This is a genomic window from Chromatiaceae bacterium (assembly GCA_016714645.1).
Lineage (GTDB): Bacteria > Pseudomonadota > Gammaproteobacteria > Chromatiales > Chromatiaceae > M0108.
Window position 1 is genome coordinate 202677 of sequence record JADKCI010000005.1, and the last position, 16300, is coordinate 218976.

The window sequence follows — 16300 nt, forward strand, 5'->3', positions numbered from 1 at the left end:
ATCCCGGCCAGGCCGGGAAGGGAAGCCTGACGGCTTAGGCCGGATCAGCGCTCAATAGACATCATGAATGGTGTTGTAAACATTGAACTTGCCGGTCGGGGTCACCAGGCGATCGTCCTTGATGACCTTCTTGAGCTTCAGGGTCTTGTCGTCCACGACCACTAGGGCCGATTTCTTATCCTTGCCGTTCCAGACGGAGAACCACACCTCGTCGCCCGCCTTGTTGTACTCGGGCTGCACCACGCGCTTGGCCCCCTCGCCCAGATCCGCCCATTCGGCGATGGGCAGGACCGTGAAGGGGGCATCCAGCTTGTCGATATTGAACACGGCAGCGCTCTGGCTCAACTTCTCAACCGAGTTGAGGGCCGTATCGACATACAGATTTTTGGATTTGGGGTGGGTCTTGATGAAGAGGGAACCACCGCCCTGCCCTTGCAGTTTGCGCACCACCTTCCAGGCCTGGTCCGGATGGCCCTTGGGATCCGTGCCAATCACGGAAATGGAGGCATCCCCCAAGTGGCTGGTCGCCCAGACCGGGCCAAATTGCGGATCGACAAAATTGGCGCCACGACCCGGATGAGGGATATCACCCACATTCACAATGGCCGCCAGTTTCTGATCCTTGGAGTCCACCACCGCGATCTTGTTGGACTTGTTGGCCGCCGTCATGAAGTAGCGCTTGGTGCCATCCCAGCCGCCATCATGCAGGAAGGGGGCGGCCTCGATATCCGTGGTCTTGAGATTGTCGATATCCGAATAGTCCACCATCAGGACATGGCCGGTCTCCTTGACGTTGACGATAAATTCGGGGTGCTCGTGAGAGGCGACGATGGCCGCCACCCGGGGCTCCGGATGATATTCCTGGGTGTCCACCGTCATGCCGCGGGTGGAGACGATCTTGAGGGGCTCCAAGGTGTCGCCGTCCATGATGACGAACTGGGGCGGCCAATAGGTGCCTGCGACGGCGTACTTGTCCTCCATGCCGGGGAACTTGGAGGTCTCCACGGAACGCGCCTCCATGCCAACCTTGATCTCGGCGACGGTCTCGGGCTTCTCCATCCAGAGGTCGATGAGGTTGATCTTGGCATCGCGGCCTATGACGAAGAGATAACGCCCGGAGGCCGACAAGCGGGAGATATGGACCGCGTAACCGGTCTTGATGATGCTGACGATCTCCTTGCTGTCGCCGTCGATCAGGGCGATCTCGCCCGCGTCGCGGAGGGTGACGGAGAAGAGGTTATCCAGATTCAGCTTATTCATCTGCTTGGTGGGCCGCTTCTCGGGCTCAATCAGCACCTTCCAGGTCCCCTTCATATCTTGCAAGCCGAATTCGGGGGGCTGGGGTGGCTCATGCTGCAGGTAGCGGGCCATCAGATCGATCTTGGCCTCGGTGAAGTCACCTGAGGTCCCCCAGTTGGGCATGCCCGCGGGTGAACCGTAGGTGATCATCGCCTTGAGGTAATCGGTACCCAGGGCCCGGGTCATGTCGGTGGTCAGGGGCTTGCCGGTGGCACCCTTGCGCAGCACGCCGTGGCAGCCGGCACAGCGCTGGAAGAAGATCTCCTTCGCTTCCGCAAACTCGGCCTTGGTCATCTTGGGCCCTTCGCCGTCCATCAAGTCCTTCGTGGCCGCGGGATCCATGGCCCCGGGGGCGCCCTGGTAGGACATCTCGGGGCTTTTGGCGTCGGGGTGCGCGGGTTCGGTCGCGGCTAGGGCGTTACCCACGGCAAACGCCATGGTGCTGACTAAAAACACCCCGGCGCGATGGCGCCCGATGGTCGTCAACAATTTCGAATTCATGAAGTGCCTCTCCGCTTGGGTTTGATGATCGTGGGCCGACCGAGTATCAGCCAGCACGGAGATTAAGTTTAGTTCAACCGCTTGCCCTTGACTTATGTCAAGGGGCTCCGGCAAGCTGAATTGAGGTGGATCAAGGCACCCCCGGGGGCGCCCTCTAAGCTGCGGAGCCAACATCACCCCCGCATGCCCTTCGCCAGCGATCAAATACCCGTCCGGATGCCAACCAGAGCGACACCCTTCCCTTGAGTAACCTCTCCCCCGCCCCCTTTCATCTTGCCGATATACCCCCTGCGCTCGGCTCCGGGTGGCGCCACTTGCGCGCCATGCCAGGACCCAGCCTGCTGCTGGGCTTCCTCCTGGCCCTCATCACCACCAGCCTCTTGCTGATCCCCTTCGCCGTCGGCGCCCCAGCCCTGGCGCTAATCCTGGCGGGCGGCTTCTTCCTGATTGGCCCCCTCCTGCTGCCACCCTGGTTCGCCCTGCGCAAGTCGCGGGAGACGGGTCAACGGCCGAGCCTAGGCCTGGCGTGGCACGGTTACCAGGAAATGGACACGGGTTTCTGGGCCCTCGCCGGTGCCTGCTGCTTTCTCCTGCTCGTTTGGATCACGGACGCCGGCATCCTCTATGCCTTTCTGGTTGGGGCTGGCACCGCGCTGGACGCGGGCGGCACCGGGTCTGTGGCCAAAATCGGGACTTTCCTCCGCTGGTCCAGCCTCATGGGGGCCTGCCTCGCGGCCGGCGTCCATCTCATCGCCGCCTTCGCCGTGCCCCTGCTCTACGAGGGCCGAGCCCAACCCATCCCCGCGATCCATGCCAGCGTGCGGGCCATGTTTTACAGCCCAGGGCCAGCCCTGGCTTGGGGCCTGACCATCATCCTGGGGCTCCTGGTCGGTATCCTGCTGCCACCCCTGCTGGCCCTGACTTTGCCAGTACTGGCCTACGCCCAATTCGACCTCTACCGCATCGTCTTTCCCCTACCGGATAATCTCCATGTCCGCTAGCCAGGACGTCTTGGTAATACCGTCGGCAATGACCTCCCCGGAATCCCGGGACACGGGTATTCCTGGCAACAAGGCCATCTGGGTCGGCATCTTTGCGGAGATGACTGAATTCGCCCTGATGTTTTTCGTCTATTTCATCGCCCGCGCCCATCACCCCGAGGCCTTTCACCAAGGCCCCGCCAAGCTGTGGACCCTGGCGGGCATCGTTAACACCCTGGTCATGCTGACCAGTAGTTTCATGGTCGCCAGCGCCCTCCATGCCATCCGCGCCGACCGGCGGCGCGCCTCTCTGACCTGGCTGGTCCTCGCCTTGGTGACCGCCCTAGGCTATCCCATCATGAAGGTCCTGGAGTTCCGCTGGAACCTGGCGCGGGGGCTGGACGGTGGCGGCGATGTCTTTCAACTGGCCTATTACTACCTGACCTTTAATCACCTGGTGCATGTGAGCTGGGGCCTGATGGGCATGGCCTGGATTCTGGCCCGCCTCGCCACCGGCGCCTACTCGGCCAGCAACCATCGGGGCATGGTGGCCTTCGCCAGCTATTGGCACGCCACCGACCTCATCTGGCTCATGATTTTCCCCCTCTTCTACGTCCTGCCCTGAGGCGCCTATGAACCCTTCCTTTCGCGCCCTGGTCCTGACCTGGCTGATCCTGGTCATCCTCACCCTGACGGGCGCCCGTCTTGGCGCGGGGGCAACCCCCGGCCTGGTGCTGACCCTGATCGTGGCCACCCTCACGGCCCTCAAGGGCGGCATGGTCATCGAGGAATTTCTGGAAGTTAGCCAGGCCCGGCCAGCTATTCGTTACCCGGTGCGGCTCTTTGGGCTGCTGGTACCGACTTGTATGCTGTTGGTCCACCTCCATGGACCCGCCATCGCCCGGCTGACTAGTTTGACTGGGGGATAAGGGGGCTGGGATCACAAGGAGTGAGCTGTCGCGACTCCCATGCTAGGCTTATCCCGACTTATCAATCCATGACCCAGCCCAGGTGACCCCTTATGCAACTTGTCAGTGCCAGCTTTAGCCAGGGTCAGGCTATTCCGGCCCAATACGCCTTTGCCCGGATCGCGCCCGATACCCATATCGCTCTCTCCGACAACATCAACCCCCATCTCGCCTGGATGGACATCCCGGCGGGCACCCAATCCCTGGTGTTGATCTGCCATGACGCCAACGTCCCCAGCAGCGGTGAGGACGTCAATCAGGAGGGTAAGACCCTGCCCGTCTCACGGCCCCGGATCGATTTCTTTCATTGGGTGTTGCTGGATATCTCCCCTTCGACCACCGAGATCCCCGCAGGCAGTCACTGTCGCGGCGTGACCCCCCGTGGCAAATCCGGGCCGGCTGCGCCCGATGGCCTGCGTCATGGTCTCAACGACTACACCGGTTGGTTCGCCGGGGACGCGGAGATGTCCGGCCCCTATTTCGGCTATGACGGTCCCTGCCCGCCCTGGAACGATGAGCGGCTGCATGATTACGTCTTCACCCTCTACGCCATCGATGTCCCCGCCCTAGAGATTAGTGGTGATTTCGACGGCCGCTCCGTGCGCCAGGCCCTGGAGGGCCATGTATTGGCCACGGCGACCCTGTCCGGCTTCTACAGCCTGAACCCCGCTGTCGGCGGCTGAGCGACAAGTCCTTGGCGACTTGCAAGCCCTGAGCGCCGATCATTTGGCCACAACACGGCCTTTTCTGGCCGCGGCCCTGGTGGGCGCCCTGGCGGGGCTGGTCGGGGCGGCATTCCATGCCCTGCTCGACCAGGCCGATCAGGGCCGCGACCTGCTGCACACCGCCCTGGAGGCGGCCCCGGTGCCGGGTTGGCTGGTCCTGATGGCCCTGGGGGCCCTGGTGCTGTGTGCCGCCCTGTGGCTGGTGCGCCGCTTCGCCCCGGAGACCGCCGGCAGCGGCGTTCAGGAGGTGGAGGCCATCCTCGCCGGTGAGCACGGCCTGCGCTGGCAAAGGGTGCTGCCGGTCAAGTTCGTCGCCGGAGCCCTGGCGCTCGGCTCCGGCCTGGTGCTGGGGCGTGAGGGGCCGACGGTCCACATGGGCGCCGCCCTGGGCCAACTGGCGACCGAGCGGCTGGGCCTGGATGCCCGGCAGGGCCGCACCCTCATCGCGGCCGGTGCAGCGGCGGGACTCGCCGCCGCCTTCAATGCCCCGCTGGCGGCCATCATCTTCGTCACCGAGGAACTGCGGGAGCACTTCGAATACAGCTTCGCCGCGCTGCAGTCGGTTATCCTGGCGTGCTGCCTGGCGGTGGTGGTCAGCGACGGCCTCCTGGGGCAGGGGCCGGCCCTGTCCTTGCCACCGCTGGGCCTGGCCCCGCTGTCCGCCCTCCCCCTCTTCGTGGTGCTCGGGGTCTTGGTCGGGGTCCTGGGGGTCCTGTTCAACGCCCTGCTCCTGGGGTCGCTGGGGCGGTTGCGGGCCCTGCGCGAGGGCCATGCCTACCTCACCACCAGCGCCCTGGGGATGGCCCTGGGTATCCTGGTCTGGAACGCGCCGGAGACCATGGGTGGCGGTGAGGGCCTGGTGGCCTCCCTGCTCCAGGGCCACCCCGACACCCGCTTCCTGCTGATCCTGCTAGCGGCGCGGGTGCTGACCACGGTGGGCAGCTATGGCGCCGGGCTGCCGGGCGGCATCTTCGCCCCCCTGCTCGCGCTGGGCACCCTGGTCGGGGTGACCTTCGATCACCTGCTGGCGGGGCTGGGCCTGAGTCCCGGCCTCTTCGCGGTGGCGGCCATGGGCGCCCTCTTTGCCGCCACGGTGCGCGCCCCCTTGACGGGGATCATCCTGGTGATCGAGCTCACCGGCGCCCTGGACCTGGGCTTGCCCATCATCCTCACCTGCCTCGCGGCCACCTTCACCGCCGAGGCCTTGGGCGGGCAACCGATCTACAGCCTGCTGCTCACCCAGGGGCACCAGCCGCCACCGCCACCACGCGCCCCCTGGCGCCGGGTCCTGGGCGCCGGCGGCATTCTGGTCGCGTTGCTGGGATTGGGTCGCCTGACGGCACCCGGGCCGGGCGAGATGCTGGATGGACCCCGGGGAGGGACGGCGGGTTCCGAGACCTTGTCCAACCGAGCCGCGGCGGCGCCTGGCACGGGTCTTGGTGTCGCACCTCCCGACCCGACGCCATCCCGCGACGAAACCCTCCCGCCCGAGCCAGGAGGTCGGGACCCAGGAGGCTTCGCGATCCAACTGCTGACCGTAGCCAACGACGCGGGCCTCGCCGCCTTCACGCAACGACACCAGGGGGTGGGACCTTTCCGCACCCTGCAAGGCCAGCATCGCGGCAAGGCGTGGGTTGCCCTCCTGGTGGGCGATTACGCGACCCAGACCGAGGCCGAGGCGGCCCTGGCCGCTCTCCCACGGGAGTTGCGCCGTCTGAAGCCGCTGGTGCGGCCCCTGGCGGCAAGCATTCGGCTGTTGCCGGTCCCAACCGAGACAAAGCCCTAGCCACCCTGCTTAATCGGGACGGCTGGACGCGAGGCATGAGAATAGGAGTCTGGAAAGACAGATCGCTTAGCCCGAGTCGAGGTGGGCCAGCCGACCCGAAGAGGTGGCGTCAGAGAAAGGTACTTGCTACCGCTAAGATGCTGACCACCCTCCCCCGACGCCGAAAGGGACCCAGGGTGAAACGCACCTCCCTGTGCGTGAGAATGTCGGCTCCTTACTTGGTGGGGGCGGCCGGCGCGGCGGGCGCGACCGGGGGAGCGGGCGGGGCACCGTAGGGGGCGCCATAAGGAGCCCCATAAGGCGCATAGCCGTAGGGGGCGCCGTAGCCGTAAGGGCCGTAACCATTGGAGTAGCTGTCGTAGTAGCGGCTGTTGCCGCGACCATAGCCGCGTCCACCACCGCCCATACTCATGCTGAAGTCCCCGTAGCCGTCGCCATTGCCGAACATGTCGTTCATCATGTTGTTGTTGCCCCAGCCATCGTTGCCGTAGCCGTTGTTACCCCAGGGACCACCGCCCCAGAAGGCGGAAGCAGAAGCGGAAACACCCAGCAGGGCAGCGATCGCGGCGGCAGTAGCAAGCTTTTTCATGTGATTTTCTCTCTCGTTGGTTTTTAGTTGGCAGCAAGGGCGGCGTCTTGGTTGTGCGGTGCGCCGTCCATGGGGTAGTAGAATATTAGAACATTCTGATATTGTCAAACGCTTTTTTCAGGCACGAGCCTCGGCACGACGGCCGCACGGCGCGCTCGCGGCACCCCCACGCTATCGGGACGCGAACGGAATTTCATACCTCCGATATGACTCAGGCTGGAGACGACGTCGTTGGTCGCCGGATGGACAAAACCGAAGCTCTTCGCGAAGGTCACTGCCGCTTGCTTCAGTGCCACGAGGAAGGCCGCGTTTCGGAGTCTCAGGGCCGCCCGATCAGCACATAGATGGCGGTCTCGCCCGACCCCGAGACCCCGAGCCCCAGGAAGGCCGGGCCGATCCAGGTGTCCGAGCCGAAGAACAGGCTCCCCCCAACCCCCGTCTTCTCGGGGCTTATGATCACGTTCTGGCCCGTCGCGGGGTTGCGCACGACGCCATCCGACAGCCAACCAGCCTCCAGAGAGGCGCCCAGGTAGAGGCCGCGCCCAATGGGTGGGGGCAATGAGGCGATCTGACGGTAATAAGCCAGGCCGGCAAAGGCCATGTCATTGCCACGGAACTGCTCGTAGGCGTAGCCGGAAAGATTGAGGAAGCCGCCCAAGGCATATTGGTCGTAATAGGGCATCTGGTCGCCGAAGCTGCTTCCGCCCTTGAGTCTCAGGGCGAGGGTATTGGGCCCAAAGCTGTAAGCGGTGTCGGCACTGAGGAAGGCCCGGGTGTATTGGACCTCGGCCCCCAGGGCCTCGAGGGGGTTGCGCGCCTCCAGGAAGACGCGCGTGCCGGATCGCGGGACAGCGATGCTGTCGAGGGTGTCGTAGCGGATCTGAGCGCGTACCCCGGTGTCGTTGATCCGTTCCTCCGGGAGCTGGGGCGAGCCGGTATCGAGGACTACGTTCGTCTGGCCGAGATAGGGGCCGATGCGAAGCTCGGTCCCGCCCAGGGTCGTGCCGAGATCCACGCCCAGGCGCTCGCGTACCACGTCGTAGCGCGCCACGCGCTCATCGCCCAGGAAGATACTGTCCGGACTCAGGTTCAGGTCCAGGTAGGGGGCTACAAAGCCCGCCCGGTCGAGGTTCAAGGGCTGGTAGAACTCCGCGCGCAGGCTCGGTGCGTTGCCCAGGGTCAGCTCGGCGCCGAACTCGGCCCCGAGTTGATTGACCCAGTGCTGGTCGTAGGTGGCGCGCAGGCCGAAACGGCTGTCGCCATTATTGTCCGTCATCAGGCCCAGCCCGAAGCCCAGATAGCCTGGGCCCCAAGCCTTCTCCAGCGCGTTGACGATGAGCAGGTCGCTGCCATCCGAACGGGGCTGGAACCGGTAACTGATGCGTTCGTAGTCATACTGGCCGTAGGCCTTCTGGATGTCCTCTACCAACTGGGCGCGGTCCAGCGGCTTGCCCTGCTGGGCCTTGACCAACCCGTCGAAGACCTTGGGGTTCACCCGATCGAGTCCCTCGATCTTCACCTCCCCGACCTGCCTGGCCGGGTGGCCCGGCCCAAAGCGCCCGCTCTGCCAGGCGGCATATTTGGCCTCGCTTACGCTGTAGCGCGCGAGCTGGGGGGCCACCTTGCGGGCGGCCGCCACACCCGTGGCGATGGCCTCGGCGGCACGGTCGAAGTCGGCGGCGGTGATGTCGCCCAGGTCCGGGGCGATCAGCACGTCGCGCTTGGGGTCGATCTGCTTGAGCGAGACCTGGACGTTCTGCTCGGTCAGGATCGCAACCATCTGGCTGGTGACGCCGAGGATATTGTTGAGCTGGTCGCGCGGCAGAAGCCCGGAACCCAGGTTGACGGCAATGATGACGTCCACACCCATCTTTCGGGCCACATCGATGGGCAGGTTGCGGACCAGACCCCCGTCCACGTAGAAATGGTCCTCCCACTCCATGGGCGCGAACAGGCCAGGCACGGACATGCTGGCACGCATGGCCACCGGCAGCGGCCCCCGATCGAAGACCGCCATCTCCCCGTTCTCCAGGTTGGTGGCCACGGCGCGGAAGGGGATCGGCAGATCGTCGAAGCGCTGCACCGTCTCCGCGCCCTTCACCAGGTCGTTGAAGAACAACTGAACCTGCTGGCCATAGATGGCCCCTGGGGGCAGACTGAAGTCACCGTCGCGCACGCCGACGCGGAAATCGAAAGTCGGGTTCTCGTAGGCCTGCTTGCGTCGGGCGGGCCAGTCCTTGCGCGGTGGGTCGTCGTTGAAGAGCTTATCCCAGTTAACTTGGGTGACCCGCTGTTCCAGCACCTCCGGCGACAACCCGGCCGCGTAGGCCCCTCCCACCAGGGAGCCCATGCTGGTACCCACCACCACGTCGACGGGGATACGCAGCTCCTCCAGGACCTTGAGCACCCCGATATGGGCCGAGCCCCGGGCCCCGCCTCCGCTCAAGACCAGGCCGATGCGCGGGCGGTGCGTATGGCCGCCGTTGGCGGCGGCCGACGAGGTCCAGGGCGCCGCCAGGGACAGGGCGGCAAGCGCGATTGCAAGCAGAGCGGGCAGGTGTCGTTTCATGGAAGCTCCGTGGGGATCCGATCCGGTGACGTAGGCGTTGCCGAGGTAGGTCCCGTGCATCACCCCATCGGCCAGCGCCGCATAGGCGTCGGCCTCCGGGAGTTACGCGTGTCGGCGCGCCCGATCCGCGGGGCAGCGGCCGCGCGCCTGGCCAGTTGGGTAGCAGGGCCGGCCCCTCGTCCGCAGGCGTGGCGGCTTCGACGATCACCACCTGCAGGTCACGCCGAGGACCGGGCCGCCGAAGGCCCCAGGGACACGGGAACCCCAGCGGGACCTTGGTTTCGTCTTGCCCAGGGTCATGATAACCTCGCTCCTTGCCGACCACTATCCAGATTGCAACATGATTGAGGGCCGACGGACGCATCCGTGCCGTCCGGTGTACCGCACCGCTTGCCCAGCGAGCGGAATGACCGCACGGGGGACTTGAGATGGAGCGTCTGCCCCGGGGTGACAGGTTACGGCTGGAACGGATCGAGTCGGTGGCCAGGTCCGCGGGCTGGGACGCGCGCTACCTGCAACGCCATCGCGGTCCCCTGGAGGGTACCTATTCGGCAGTGACAGGACAGGGTACGACCCTGGCCTGGGGAGAGGCGAATCCGTCGGTGCATGCGATCGGCGCCCACTGCCAGCCATGGAGAAGGTGACCCCGATGAGCAGTCCCAGGCCCAGGCCGGTGAAGACGAACTTGCCCCAGGCGTGGAGGATGTCCCGTCCGGCGAGACTGATCATTGGGGCACTCCAGGGAGGGACGCCACCACCTGGACGCGGCTATGCGGGCCAAGGGGGGAGCGGCTGTGAGCCACGATCACGTCGCCGATACTCAGGCCGGACCGCGACCGCCGTGCGGGAAGTGCCGGGCTGGCCGGTGATCGTCAGCCTGCGCGCCGACCCCAATGAGAAGGCCCGGAGGAGTCTGGGCTGTATCTTCGCTGGTACGCGGACAACATCTGGCTGTTCGTGCCGGTGCAGGAAAAGCTGAAGCGCTTCCTCGTGACCTTGCCGGAGTATCCCTTCCAGCAGGGAAGCAGCCTGAATGCCGCGGGCATCAACTACGACTCGCATCCAGGGGATGCAGTCGATGAAGCGGTTGAAGGAACTGGAAAGTCTCCCGGTACCTAACAACTAAGCGCATGTTGGCGTTCGACCGTTGCCGATCTACGACTCGTGCTGGCCAGCTTTGCGCCGGAATGGACCGTGCCGACCTACAAGATGGCGCGCTTCGCGACCCTGGCCTTCGGGTTGATCGTGGCCTACCCGAAACCCCCTGGCGGCAGGTGGAGGCCATGCTGCTGATGGCCGCCGCGCGCACCCCGGTGTTGCTCAAGGACCCCGTGCCCTTCGTCCTTCAGCGCCCCTTCGCCCGCCCGGCCCCTTCCAGACGGCGTCCTGACGCCCGTCCGTCCCGCTCGACCCGGACGCGGAGCTGGTCACCGGCCTCCCAACGCCTCGCGGGAGGGCCGGGAAACCCAATTTTCCGACCTCTTCAGAATTCACCCCGACCGCTAAAGCCGGCTCTTGTCCTGGCTAAACCCCAGGCTGGGCAGGTTGGCGCGGCCGATGACGTGCAGGACGATGCCCACTCCAACGAAGAAGACCAGGCTGGCCCCCAGGCTGGCGATGACAGGATGCTCGCTCCCCAGCTCGCCGAGCCAGATAAAGACGGCGGCCAGGCAGAGGACGGCGCACAGATAGGACCCCAGGGCCACGCCATAGGCGATGCGCTGGCCCAGGCCGCGGCTTGATGTCAGGGAAGAGGTATCGGCCAAGAGGATGTTTTTCATGACATAGGCACCAGGCTAAGAAGGGGGGAGGACCCGGGATGACGGCGCTAACGGCCGATCTCGGCGTCCGTGAGATAGCAGCCGGGGTCCTCGGCCCAGAGGTCTCCCGTCACCTGAAAGGCCCGGGTGCGGGTGTTGCCGTTGCAGATGGCCAGATGGGCGCAGGTACCGCAGCGCCCCGTCACCGGGCGGGGTCGCTGTTGGAGTCCCGCCATAAGGGGATCGGAACGGTCTGCCCAGATGGTGGAAAAGGGGCGGTCAAGGACATTGCCCAGGGGATAGTTCCACCAGAAGCTGTCGGGATGGACCTGGCCCAGGTTGTCGATGTTGGCGATATGCTGACCCGAGGCATTGCCGCCCCACTTGACCAGGACCTGGCGCAGGTCTTCCAGCCTTTCCGGGAAGTGCCGCTCGGCCCAGTGGAGCAGATAGACGCCGTCGGCGTCATTGTTACCCGTCACCAGCTCAACGGCCTGGCCACGCTGGAGGCGCGACCAGCCGGTCTCGATCAGCAGGTCCATTGCCGAGCGGGTCATGCTGGCATAGGCATCCCGTTCCCGGTGCTTGTTGCCACGCCCGGCATAGTTGAGGTGGGACAGATAAAACTTATCGATCCCCTCCTTGCCCATCAGATCCAGCAGGGCCGGCAGGTCCTGGGCATTGTCCTGACAGAGGGTGAAGCGCATGCCGACCTTGAGACCGGCCTCATGACAGAGGCGCAACCCTTGGAGGGAGGCGGCAAAGGCGCCCTGGCGGCGGCGAAATCGATCGTGCGTCTCGGCCAGGCCATCCAGGCTGATGCCCAGATAGTCAAAGCCTACGGCGGCGATGGGCGCCACCTGGTCCGCGTCGATGAGGGTGCCGTTGGTGGACAGGGCTAGATAGAAGCCCTGTAACTTGGCATGGTGGGCCAGCTCGAAGATATCCGGGCGCATCAGGGGCTCGCCCCCGGAGAGGATGAGGACGGGGACCCCAAAGGCGCACAGGTCCGCCATCACGGCCTTAACCTCCGCCGTGGTCAGTTCCCCGGCAAAGTCCTTGTCCGCCGAGGTGGAGTAGCAGTGAGCGCAGGTGAGGTTACACCGCCGGATCAGATTCCAGATCACCACGGGGCCGCTGGGGGTGACCGGGGGCGCGGCGGCGGCCTGGGCCAGGCGCTCGGGGTCGGCGAGCAGGTGGAGGTAGCGGCTGAGTCTGAACATCACAAGGTTTCCTGGGGTTTGAAGCGTAACCCGGTCTTTTTCAGCATCGCCGCGCTGAACAGGACCTGGTGGCCGCGACACTGGTCGGCCACCAGGTCCTGGACGCGGGCGGCGGCGGCGAGGACCTCGGCGCGATCGCGGCCATGCAGCATGGCGAAGAGGTTGTAGGGCCAGAGGGGTAACCGGCGGGGACGGCGATAACAGTGACTCACCCCCTCCAGGGCGCCGATCGCAGCCCCCAGGCGGTCCACGGCCTCGTCCTCGATATCCCACACCGTCATGCCATTGCCCCGCAGCCCCAGCCGGTAGTGATTGGGGACGGCGCCAATGCGGCGAATGGCCCCCCGCGCCAGCATCCCCGCCAGCCGTTCCAAAACGGTCGCGGGGGCTTGACCGAGGCGGCGCGCGATCTCGACGTAGGGCGCGGCCACCAGCGGCAGGCCGCCTTGGGTAGCGGTCACCAGGGCATGGTCCAAGGCGTCCAGGGGGATGGGACTGGCGGTCGGGCTCCGCACCCAGCGGCGCATGCCCAGGCCACCATCCTCCTCAAGCTGGAGCCAGAAGCCCAGGTGATACTCGGCCAGCTTGGGAAAATCCAGCACCTCCAGACCTGTCAGGTCCTGGAGATGCGCCAGGGCCTCCCCGAGGGACGCCTCGCTGGGGGTGGCGAGCACGCACCACATATTGAGGGCGTGATCGCGCCGGTAATTGTGGGCGACCTCGGGCAGGGCGGCGAGTTGGGCCGCCACCCGGTCGAAATCCGCCTCGGGTACCGCCATGGCCGCCAGGGTGAAGCGGCCGCCCAGGCGCTCCGCGTCAAAGAGGGGACCGAAGCGGCTGAGCAGGCCCCGATCCAGCAGCCCCTGGATGATGGTGATCAGTCGCTCTTCGTCGGTTCCTAATTCCTGGGCGACCGCTACGAAGGGACGCTCGACGAGAGGAAAGCCGCCCTGGTAGCGGTTGATGAAGGTCCGTTCCAGGTTGCCCAGCAGGGGGGGCGCGGAGAGACCTGGCCCAGCCTCGGCGCTCATGCCGAGGCCTCGCTGGCCCGGACTTGAAAGGGACCTGGGACGGTGCCTAAGGTCGCCCCCCAAATCGGGTGCAAGGCGGGGACGGCCAGCGCCCGGGGCAAGCCCCCTGGTGGGCGTAGGCGAGCTGAGTTCACCCCAGCCACCCCCAGAGTGTCGGTGGCTGGCCTGGCACCCGCAAGGACCGCGGGCTGGTAGTAGGCGCCCCGCTGTTTGAAGCGCTGGCCGCTGAACAGGACCTCGCTGGGGACGGAACCCAGGTCGAAGTCCCCTTTGATGGCCTCGACCTGCGCCAGCACCGCCGCGCGATCGCGACCATGGATCATGGTGAAGAGGTTGTAGGGCCAGGCCGGGAGGCGGCGCGGCCGGCGATAACAAAGGGTGACATAGGGCCGTTGGCCGATGCGCCGACCCAGGGCATCGACGGTCGCGTCCGGCAGGTCCCAGACCACCATGGCATTGGCCCCATAGCCCAGCTCCTGATGACGGACTACCACCCCCAGGCGCTTGATGGCGCCCCTGGCCATCAGTGCCTGGATGCGGGCGATCACCGCGCCCTCCTCCAGGCCCAGTTCGGCGCCGATGGCGGCAAAGGGCCGCTCCACCAGGGGCAGGCCGCCTTGAATGGCTCGGATCAGGGCCGCGTCACCCGGCTGGCCAGGGCCGGGCCCGGCTGAATCAGTCATGTCCATTGCAGTGGAAATCCCAGATCAATGTGATATTCGGCCAGCATGGGCAGATCCAGAACCGGCAGGCCGGCGCGGTGCCCGATCTCGTCCAGGACCCGCTCCAGGCGGGTCTGATCCGGCGCGGTGAGGACGAACCACAGATTGAAGTGGTGCTCCCGCTCGTAATTGTGGTTGACCTCCGCAAAGCCGTTGACCAGGGTCGCGACCTCCGCGAGGCGCTCCGGGGGCACGGCCATGGCCGCTAGGGTGCTGGCGCCCACTTGGCGAGGGCGGAAGACCGGGCCCACCCGACTGACGGCGCCGGCCTCGGTCAGGCGTTGCAGACGGGCGATGACCTCGCCCTCCGTCACGCCCAGTTGCTCCGCCATCCGGGCGAAGGGCCGGGGCGCCAGGGGGATGCCGGACTGGAAATTATCCAGCAGGCGACGGTCGAGGGCGTCGAGCCGTTCCAGGAGTGGGGTGCCCTTCATAGCCCGATGCGAAAGGCGCGGTCGGTGAGAAAGATGCCGCTGGGTTTGTTGGCCGGGATACGGGTGAGGCGCGCGAAGGTCTGGGTGTCATAGACATCCACGCGATCCTCGTCCCGCACCGAGATCCAGATCTCCTCGCCCCGGGGCTCAAACTCCAGATGCAAAACCGCCTTGCCGGGCTTGAGTTCATGGATCACCGCCAGGCTCTCGGCATCGATCACCTGGACGCGGTCATTGTTCGGCAGGGCAAAATTCACCCAGATCTGGCGCCCGTCCGGTCGGGCCATGACGAAGACCGGCTGGCCCGCCACCGGGATGCGGCCCACCTCGGCCCAGGTGTCCATATCGATCACCAGCACCTCGTGACGGCCAATGGCGGGGACGAAGACGCGCCGACCCGCCACCGCCCAACCCTCCAGATGGGGCATCTTGTACACGGGCAAGGGCTCTTCGCCCCGGCCATAGCCCGGCAGGACGCGCCGCACCCCCTGCTCCGGGTGCCAGAGATCCAGCAGCGCCAGGCCATCCTCGCCGAAGAGGCCCGCGAGGTAGTAACGGCCATCGGGGGTGATGAGGTCGTCGTAGGGCTGGCGGCCGATACCGCGATGCCGGGTGACGGCGGGCTTGGCCGGGTCCGTCAGGTCGGCGACCCAGATCTCGCCCCCATCCCAGAGGCTGAAGACAAAGCGGTTGCCGGGGGCATCCACCAGTCCGACCACCTTGGAGGCCGGTTTTCCGTCCTCGTAAAGGGCCGGGATATCGGCCACCTGCTCCAGGGTCTCGGCGTCGAAGACCCGCACCCCGCCGGGCTCGTAATTGGCCACCGCCACCAGCTTGCCATTCTGGGAGATGGCGCCGCCAATAGAATTACCGGCCTGCATCACGCGCCGGACCACTTTGCCCACCAGCAGATCCACCTTGGAGAGGCCGCCATCACGGCCAAAGATAAAGGCGAAACGGCCATCCCGGGAGAAGGCCGCCGAGGCATGAGAGAGGTCCCCCAGGCCCTCGATCCGGCCCAGGGCGGTGTTGCCGCTAGTCTCGATCAGCAGCAGGGAACCCGTACCACGCTCCACCACGATACCCAGGTCACCCGTACCGCGCGGTTGCGGACAGGGGGCGACGGACGGTGCCTCGGTTTGAGCCGCGTTGGGGGCGAGGCTCACGGCAGGGCCTTGGGGCTCGGTTAAGGCGTTGGCCGGGCCGCTGGTTGCGGCTGCCAGGGCCGTGGGACCGACCAGAAGCAGCGCCAAGGTCAGGTAGCGGGTGGGGCTCATGGGTTCTCTCCCCGGAGTTCGCGCGCCAGCCATTCACCCTCTTCCTCGGTAAAAAATTGGGACCAGGGGGGCATGGCGGTCCCCGGCCGGCCGTTGAGGATGGTATAGGCCAGATAGGGCACCGGCTTGTTGGCGACCTGCTCGCGCTGCAAGGGTGGGCCCAGGCCACCGCCCAGGGTGAGACCATGACAGGAGCCGCAATCCTGGGTCAGGAAATGACGCAGGGCGACGGCCCGCTCCCGGGAGACCGGGGCGGGGGCGGTTACGGCTACCGCCGCCGGGACGGGGGGCGAGTCAAGGAGGGGCGGGACCGCCGCCAAGGCCGCCAGGCTGGCCCCGGAGAGGACCGTCAGCCAGCCAGCCGTTCCGGCTGCCCAGCCCAGGAAGATATGCAAGCCTGACGGCATGGCCCTGACTCCTCGATGCGAAGGTTTAA

General features: G+C 66.1%; 17 protein-coding genes. 7 read left to right on the forward strand and 10 right to left on the reverse strand.

Going from position 1 to position 16300, the window contains the following annotated elements:
• Positions 1-51: 51 nt before the first annotated feature.
• Positions 52-1737, reverse strand: coding sequence for a c-type cytochrome (locus tag IPN92_17525; GenBank protein ID MBK8639984.1), 1686 nt, complete (start codon positions 1735-1737; stop codon positions 52-54).
• A 305-nt stretch (positions 1738-2042) separates the two neighbouring features.
• Between IPN92_17525 and IPN92_17530 the strand changes: the two genes are divergently transcribed.
• The 5 genes from IPN92_17530 to clcA all read left to right on the forward strand — a co-directional run bounded on the left by IPN92_17530 (position 2043) and on the right by clcA (position 6259).
• Positions 2043-2801, forward strand: a complete 759-nt coding sequence (locus IPN92_17530; protein ID MBK8639985.1) for a DUF2189 domain-containing protein — start codon at positions 2043-2045, stop codon at positions 2799-2801.
• A gap of 28 nt (positions 2802-2829) precedes the next feature.
• Positions 2830-3405, forward strand: a complete 576-nt coding sequence (locus IPN92_17535) for a cytochrome c oxidase subunit 3 family protein (GenBank protein MBK8639986.1) — start codon at positions 2830-2832, stop codon at positions 3403-3405.
• 7 nt (positions 3406-3412) lie between these two features.
• Entirely contained in the window at positions 3413-3709 is a 297-nt protein-coding gene (locus IPN92_17540; GenBank protein MBK8639987.1) for a cytochrome C oxidase subunit IV family protein, read from the forward strand.
• Positions 3710-3801: 92 nt separating this feature from the next.
• On the forward strand, positions 3802-4431 hold the full coding sequence (locus tag IPN92_17545; GenBank protein MBK8639988.1) for a YbhB/YbcL family Raf kinase inhibitor-like protein: 630 nt from the start codon (positions 3802-3804) through the stop codon (positions 4429-4431).
• Positions 4432-4474: 43 nt separating this feature from the next.
• Positions 4475-6259: a H(+)/Cl(-) exchange transporter ClcA gene (gene clcA / locus IPN92_17550; GenBank protein ID MBK8639989.1), complete on the forward strand. Its 1785-nt coding sequence runs from the start codon at positions 4475-4477 to the stop codon at positions 6257-6259.
• A 214-nt stretch (positions 6260-6473) separates the two neighbouring features.
• Here the strand turns inward: clcA and IPN92_17555 are convergent, their stop codons facing one another.
• Complete coding sequence (locus IPN92_17555; GenBank protein MBK8639990.1) at positions 6474-6848, reverse strand: sulfur globule protein CV1; 375 nt, start codon at positions 6846-6848, stop codon at positions 6474-6476.
• A 319-nt stretch (positions 6849-7167) separates the two neighbouring features.
• Positions 7168-9417 (reverse strand): patatin-like phospholipase family protein, encoded by a 2250-nt coding sequence (locus tag IPN92_17560; GenBank protein MBK8639991.1) that lies wholly within the window; start codon positions 9415-9417, stop codon positions 7168-7170.
• A 428-nt stretch (positions 9418-9845) separates the two neighbouring features.
• Between IPN92_17560 and IPN92_17565 the strand changes: the two genes are divergently transcribed.
• Both IPN92_17565 and IPN92_17570 read left to right on the forward strand, forming a co-directional pair.
• Positions 9846-10061: a hypothetical protein gene (locus tag IPN92_17565; GenBank protein MBK8639992.1), complete on the forward strand. Its 216-nt coding sequence runs from the start codon at positions 9846-9848 to the stop codon at positions 10059-10061.
• 313 nt (positions 10062-10374) lie between these two features.
• Positions 10375-10536, forward strand: a complete 162-nt coding sequence (locus IPN92_17570) for a hypothetical protein (GenBank protein ID MBK8639993.1) — start codon at positions 10375-10377, stop codon at positions 10534-10536.
• A gap of 383 nt (positions 10537-10919) precedes the next feature.
• Here the strand turns inward: IPN92_17570 and IPN92_17575 are convergent, their stop codons facing one another.
• The 7 genes from IPN92_17575 to IPN92_17605 are packed head-to-tail and all read right to left on the reverse strand — an operon-like array spanning position 10920 to position 16271.
• Positions 10920-11198, reverse strand: coding sequence for a hypothetical protein (locus IPN92_17575; protein MBK8639994.1), 279 nt, complete (start codon positions 11196-11198; stop codon positions 10920-10922).
• 47 nt (positions 11199-11245) lie between these two features.
• Complete coding sequence (nirJ, locus tag IPN92_17580; GenBank protein MBK8639995.1) at positions 11246-12400, reverse strand: heme d1 biosynthesis radical SAM protein NirJ; 1155 nt, start codon at positions 12398-12400, stop codon at positions 11246-11248.
• Positions 12400-13431 carry an Lrp/AsnC family transcriptional regulator gene (locus IPN92_17585; protein ID MBK8639996.1) on the reverse strand — a complete coding sequence of 344 codons (1032 nt, stop codon included), beginning with the start codon at positions 13429-13431 and terminating at the stop codon, positions 12400-12402. Before IPN92_17585 ends, nirJ begins: the two co-directional genes overlap by 1 nt.
• Positions 13428-14120, reverse strand: coding sequence for a hypothetical protein (locus IPN92_17590; protein MBK8639997.1), 693 nt, complete (start codon positions 14118-14120; stop codon positions 13428-13430). Before IPN92_17590 ends, IPN92_17585 begins: the two co-directional genes overlap by 4 nt.
• Positions 14111-14587 carry an AsnC family transcriptional regulator gene (locus tag IPN92_17595; GenBank protein MBK8639998.1) on the reverse strand — a complete coding sequence of 159 codons (477 nt, stop codon included), beginning with the start codon at positions 14585-14587 and terminating at the stop codon, positions 14111-14113. The genes IPN92_17590 and IPN92_17595 overlap by 10 nt, the downstream gene beginning before the upstream one ends.
• Complete coding sequence (locus tag IPN92_17600) at positions 14584-15864, reverse strand: protein nirF (protein ID MBK8639999.1); 1281 nt, start codon at positions 15862-15864, stop codon at positions 14584-14586. The genes IPN92_17595 and IPN92_17600 overlap by 4 nt, the downstream gene beginning before the upstream one ends.
• Entirely contained in the window at positions 15861-16271 is a 411-nt protein-coding gene (locus IPN92_17605) for a c-type cytochrome (protein ID MBK8640000.1), read from the reverse strand. Before IPN92_17605 ends, IPN92_17600 begins: the two co-directional genes overlap by 4 nt.
• Positions 16272-16300 lie beyond the last annotated feature (29 nt).

Excerpts from the sequence above, each read along its gene's own strand:
- IPN92_17525 (MBK8639984.1), bottom strand. The coding sequence starts at position 1,737 with ATGGCGTTTGCCGTGGGTAACGCCCTAGCCGCGACCGAACCCGCGCAC.
- IPN92_17535 (MBK8639986.1), top strand. The coding sequence starts at position 2,830 with ATGACCTCCCCGGAATCCCGGGACACGGGTATTCCTGGCAACAAGGCC.
- IPN92_17540 (MBK8639987.1), top strand. The coding sequence starts at position 3,413 with ATGAACCCTTCCTTTCGCGCCCTGGTCCTGACCTGGCTGATCCTGGTC.
- IPN92_17545 (MBK8639988.1), top strand. The coding sequence starts at position 3,802 with ATGCAACTTGTCAGTGCCAGCTTTAGCCAGGGTCAGGCTATTCCGGCC.
- IPN92_17555 (MBK8639990.1), bottom strand. The coding sequence starts at position 6,848 with ATGAAAAAGCTTGCTACTGCCGCCGCGATCGCTGCCCTGCTGGGTGTT.
- IPN92_17560 (MBK8639991.1), bottom strand. The coding sequence starts at position 9,417 with ATGAAACGACACCTGCCCGCTCTGCTTGCAATCGCGCTTGCCGCCCTG.
- IPN92_17565 (MBK8639992.1), top strand. The coding sequence starts at position 9,846 with ATGGAGCGTCTGCCCCGGGGTGACAGGTTACGGCTGGAACGGATCGAG.
- IPN92_17575 (MBK8639994.1), bottom strand. The coding sequence starts at position 11,198 with ATGAAAAACATCCTCTTGGCCGATACCTCTTCCCTGACATCAAGCCGC.
- nirJ (MBK8639995.1), bottom strand. The coding sequence starts at position 12,400 with ATGTTCAGACTCAGCCGCTACCTCCACCTGCTCGCCGACCCCGAGCGC.
- IPN92_17585 (MBK8639996.1), bottom strand. The coding sequence starts at position 13,431 with ATGAGCGCCGAGGCTGGGCCAGGTCTCTCCGCGCCCCCCCTGCTGGGC.
- IPN92_17590 (MBK8639997.1), bottom strand. The coding sequence starts at position 14,120 with ATGGACATGACTGATTCAGCCGGGCCCGGCCCTGGCCAGCCGGGTGAC.
- IPN92_17595 (MBK8639998.1), bottom strand. The coding sequence starts at position 14,587 with ATGAAGGGCACCCCACTCCTGGAACGGCTCGACGCCCTCGACCGTCGC.
- IPN92_17600 (MBK8639999.1), bottom strand. The coding sequence starts at position 15,864 with ATGAGCCCCACCCGCTACCTGACCTTGGCGCTGCTTCTGGTCGGTCCC.
- IPN92_17605 (MBK8640000.1), bottom strand. The coding sequence starts at position 16,271 with ATGCCGTCAGGCTTGCATATCTTCCTGGGCTGGGCAGCCGGAACGGCT.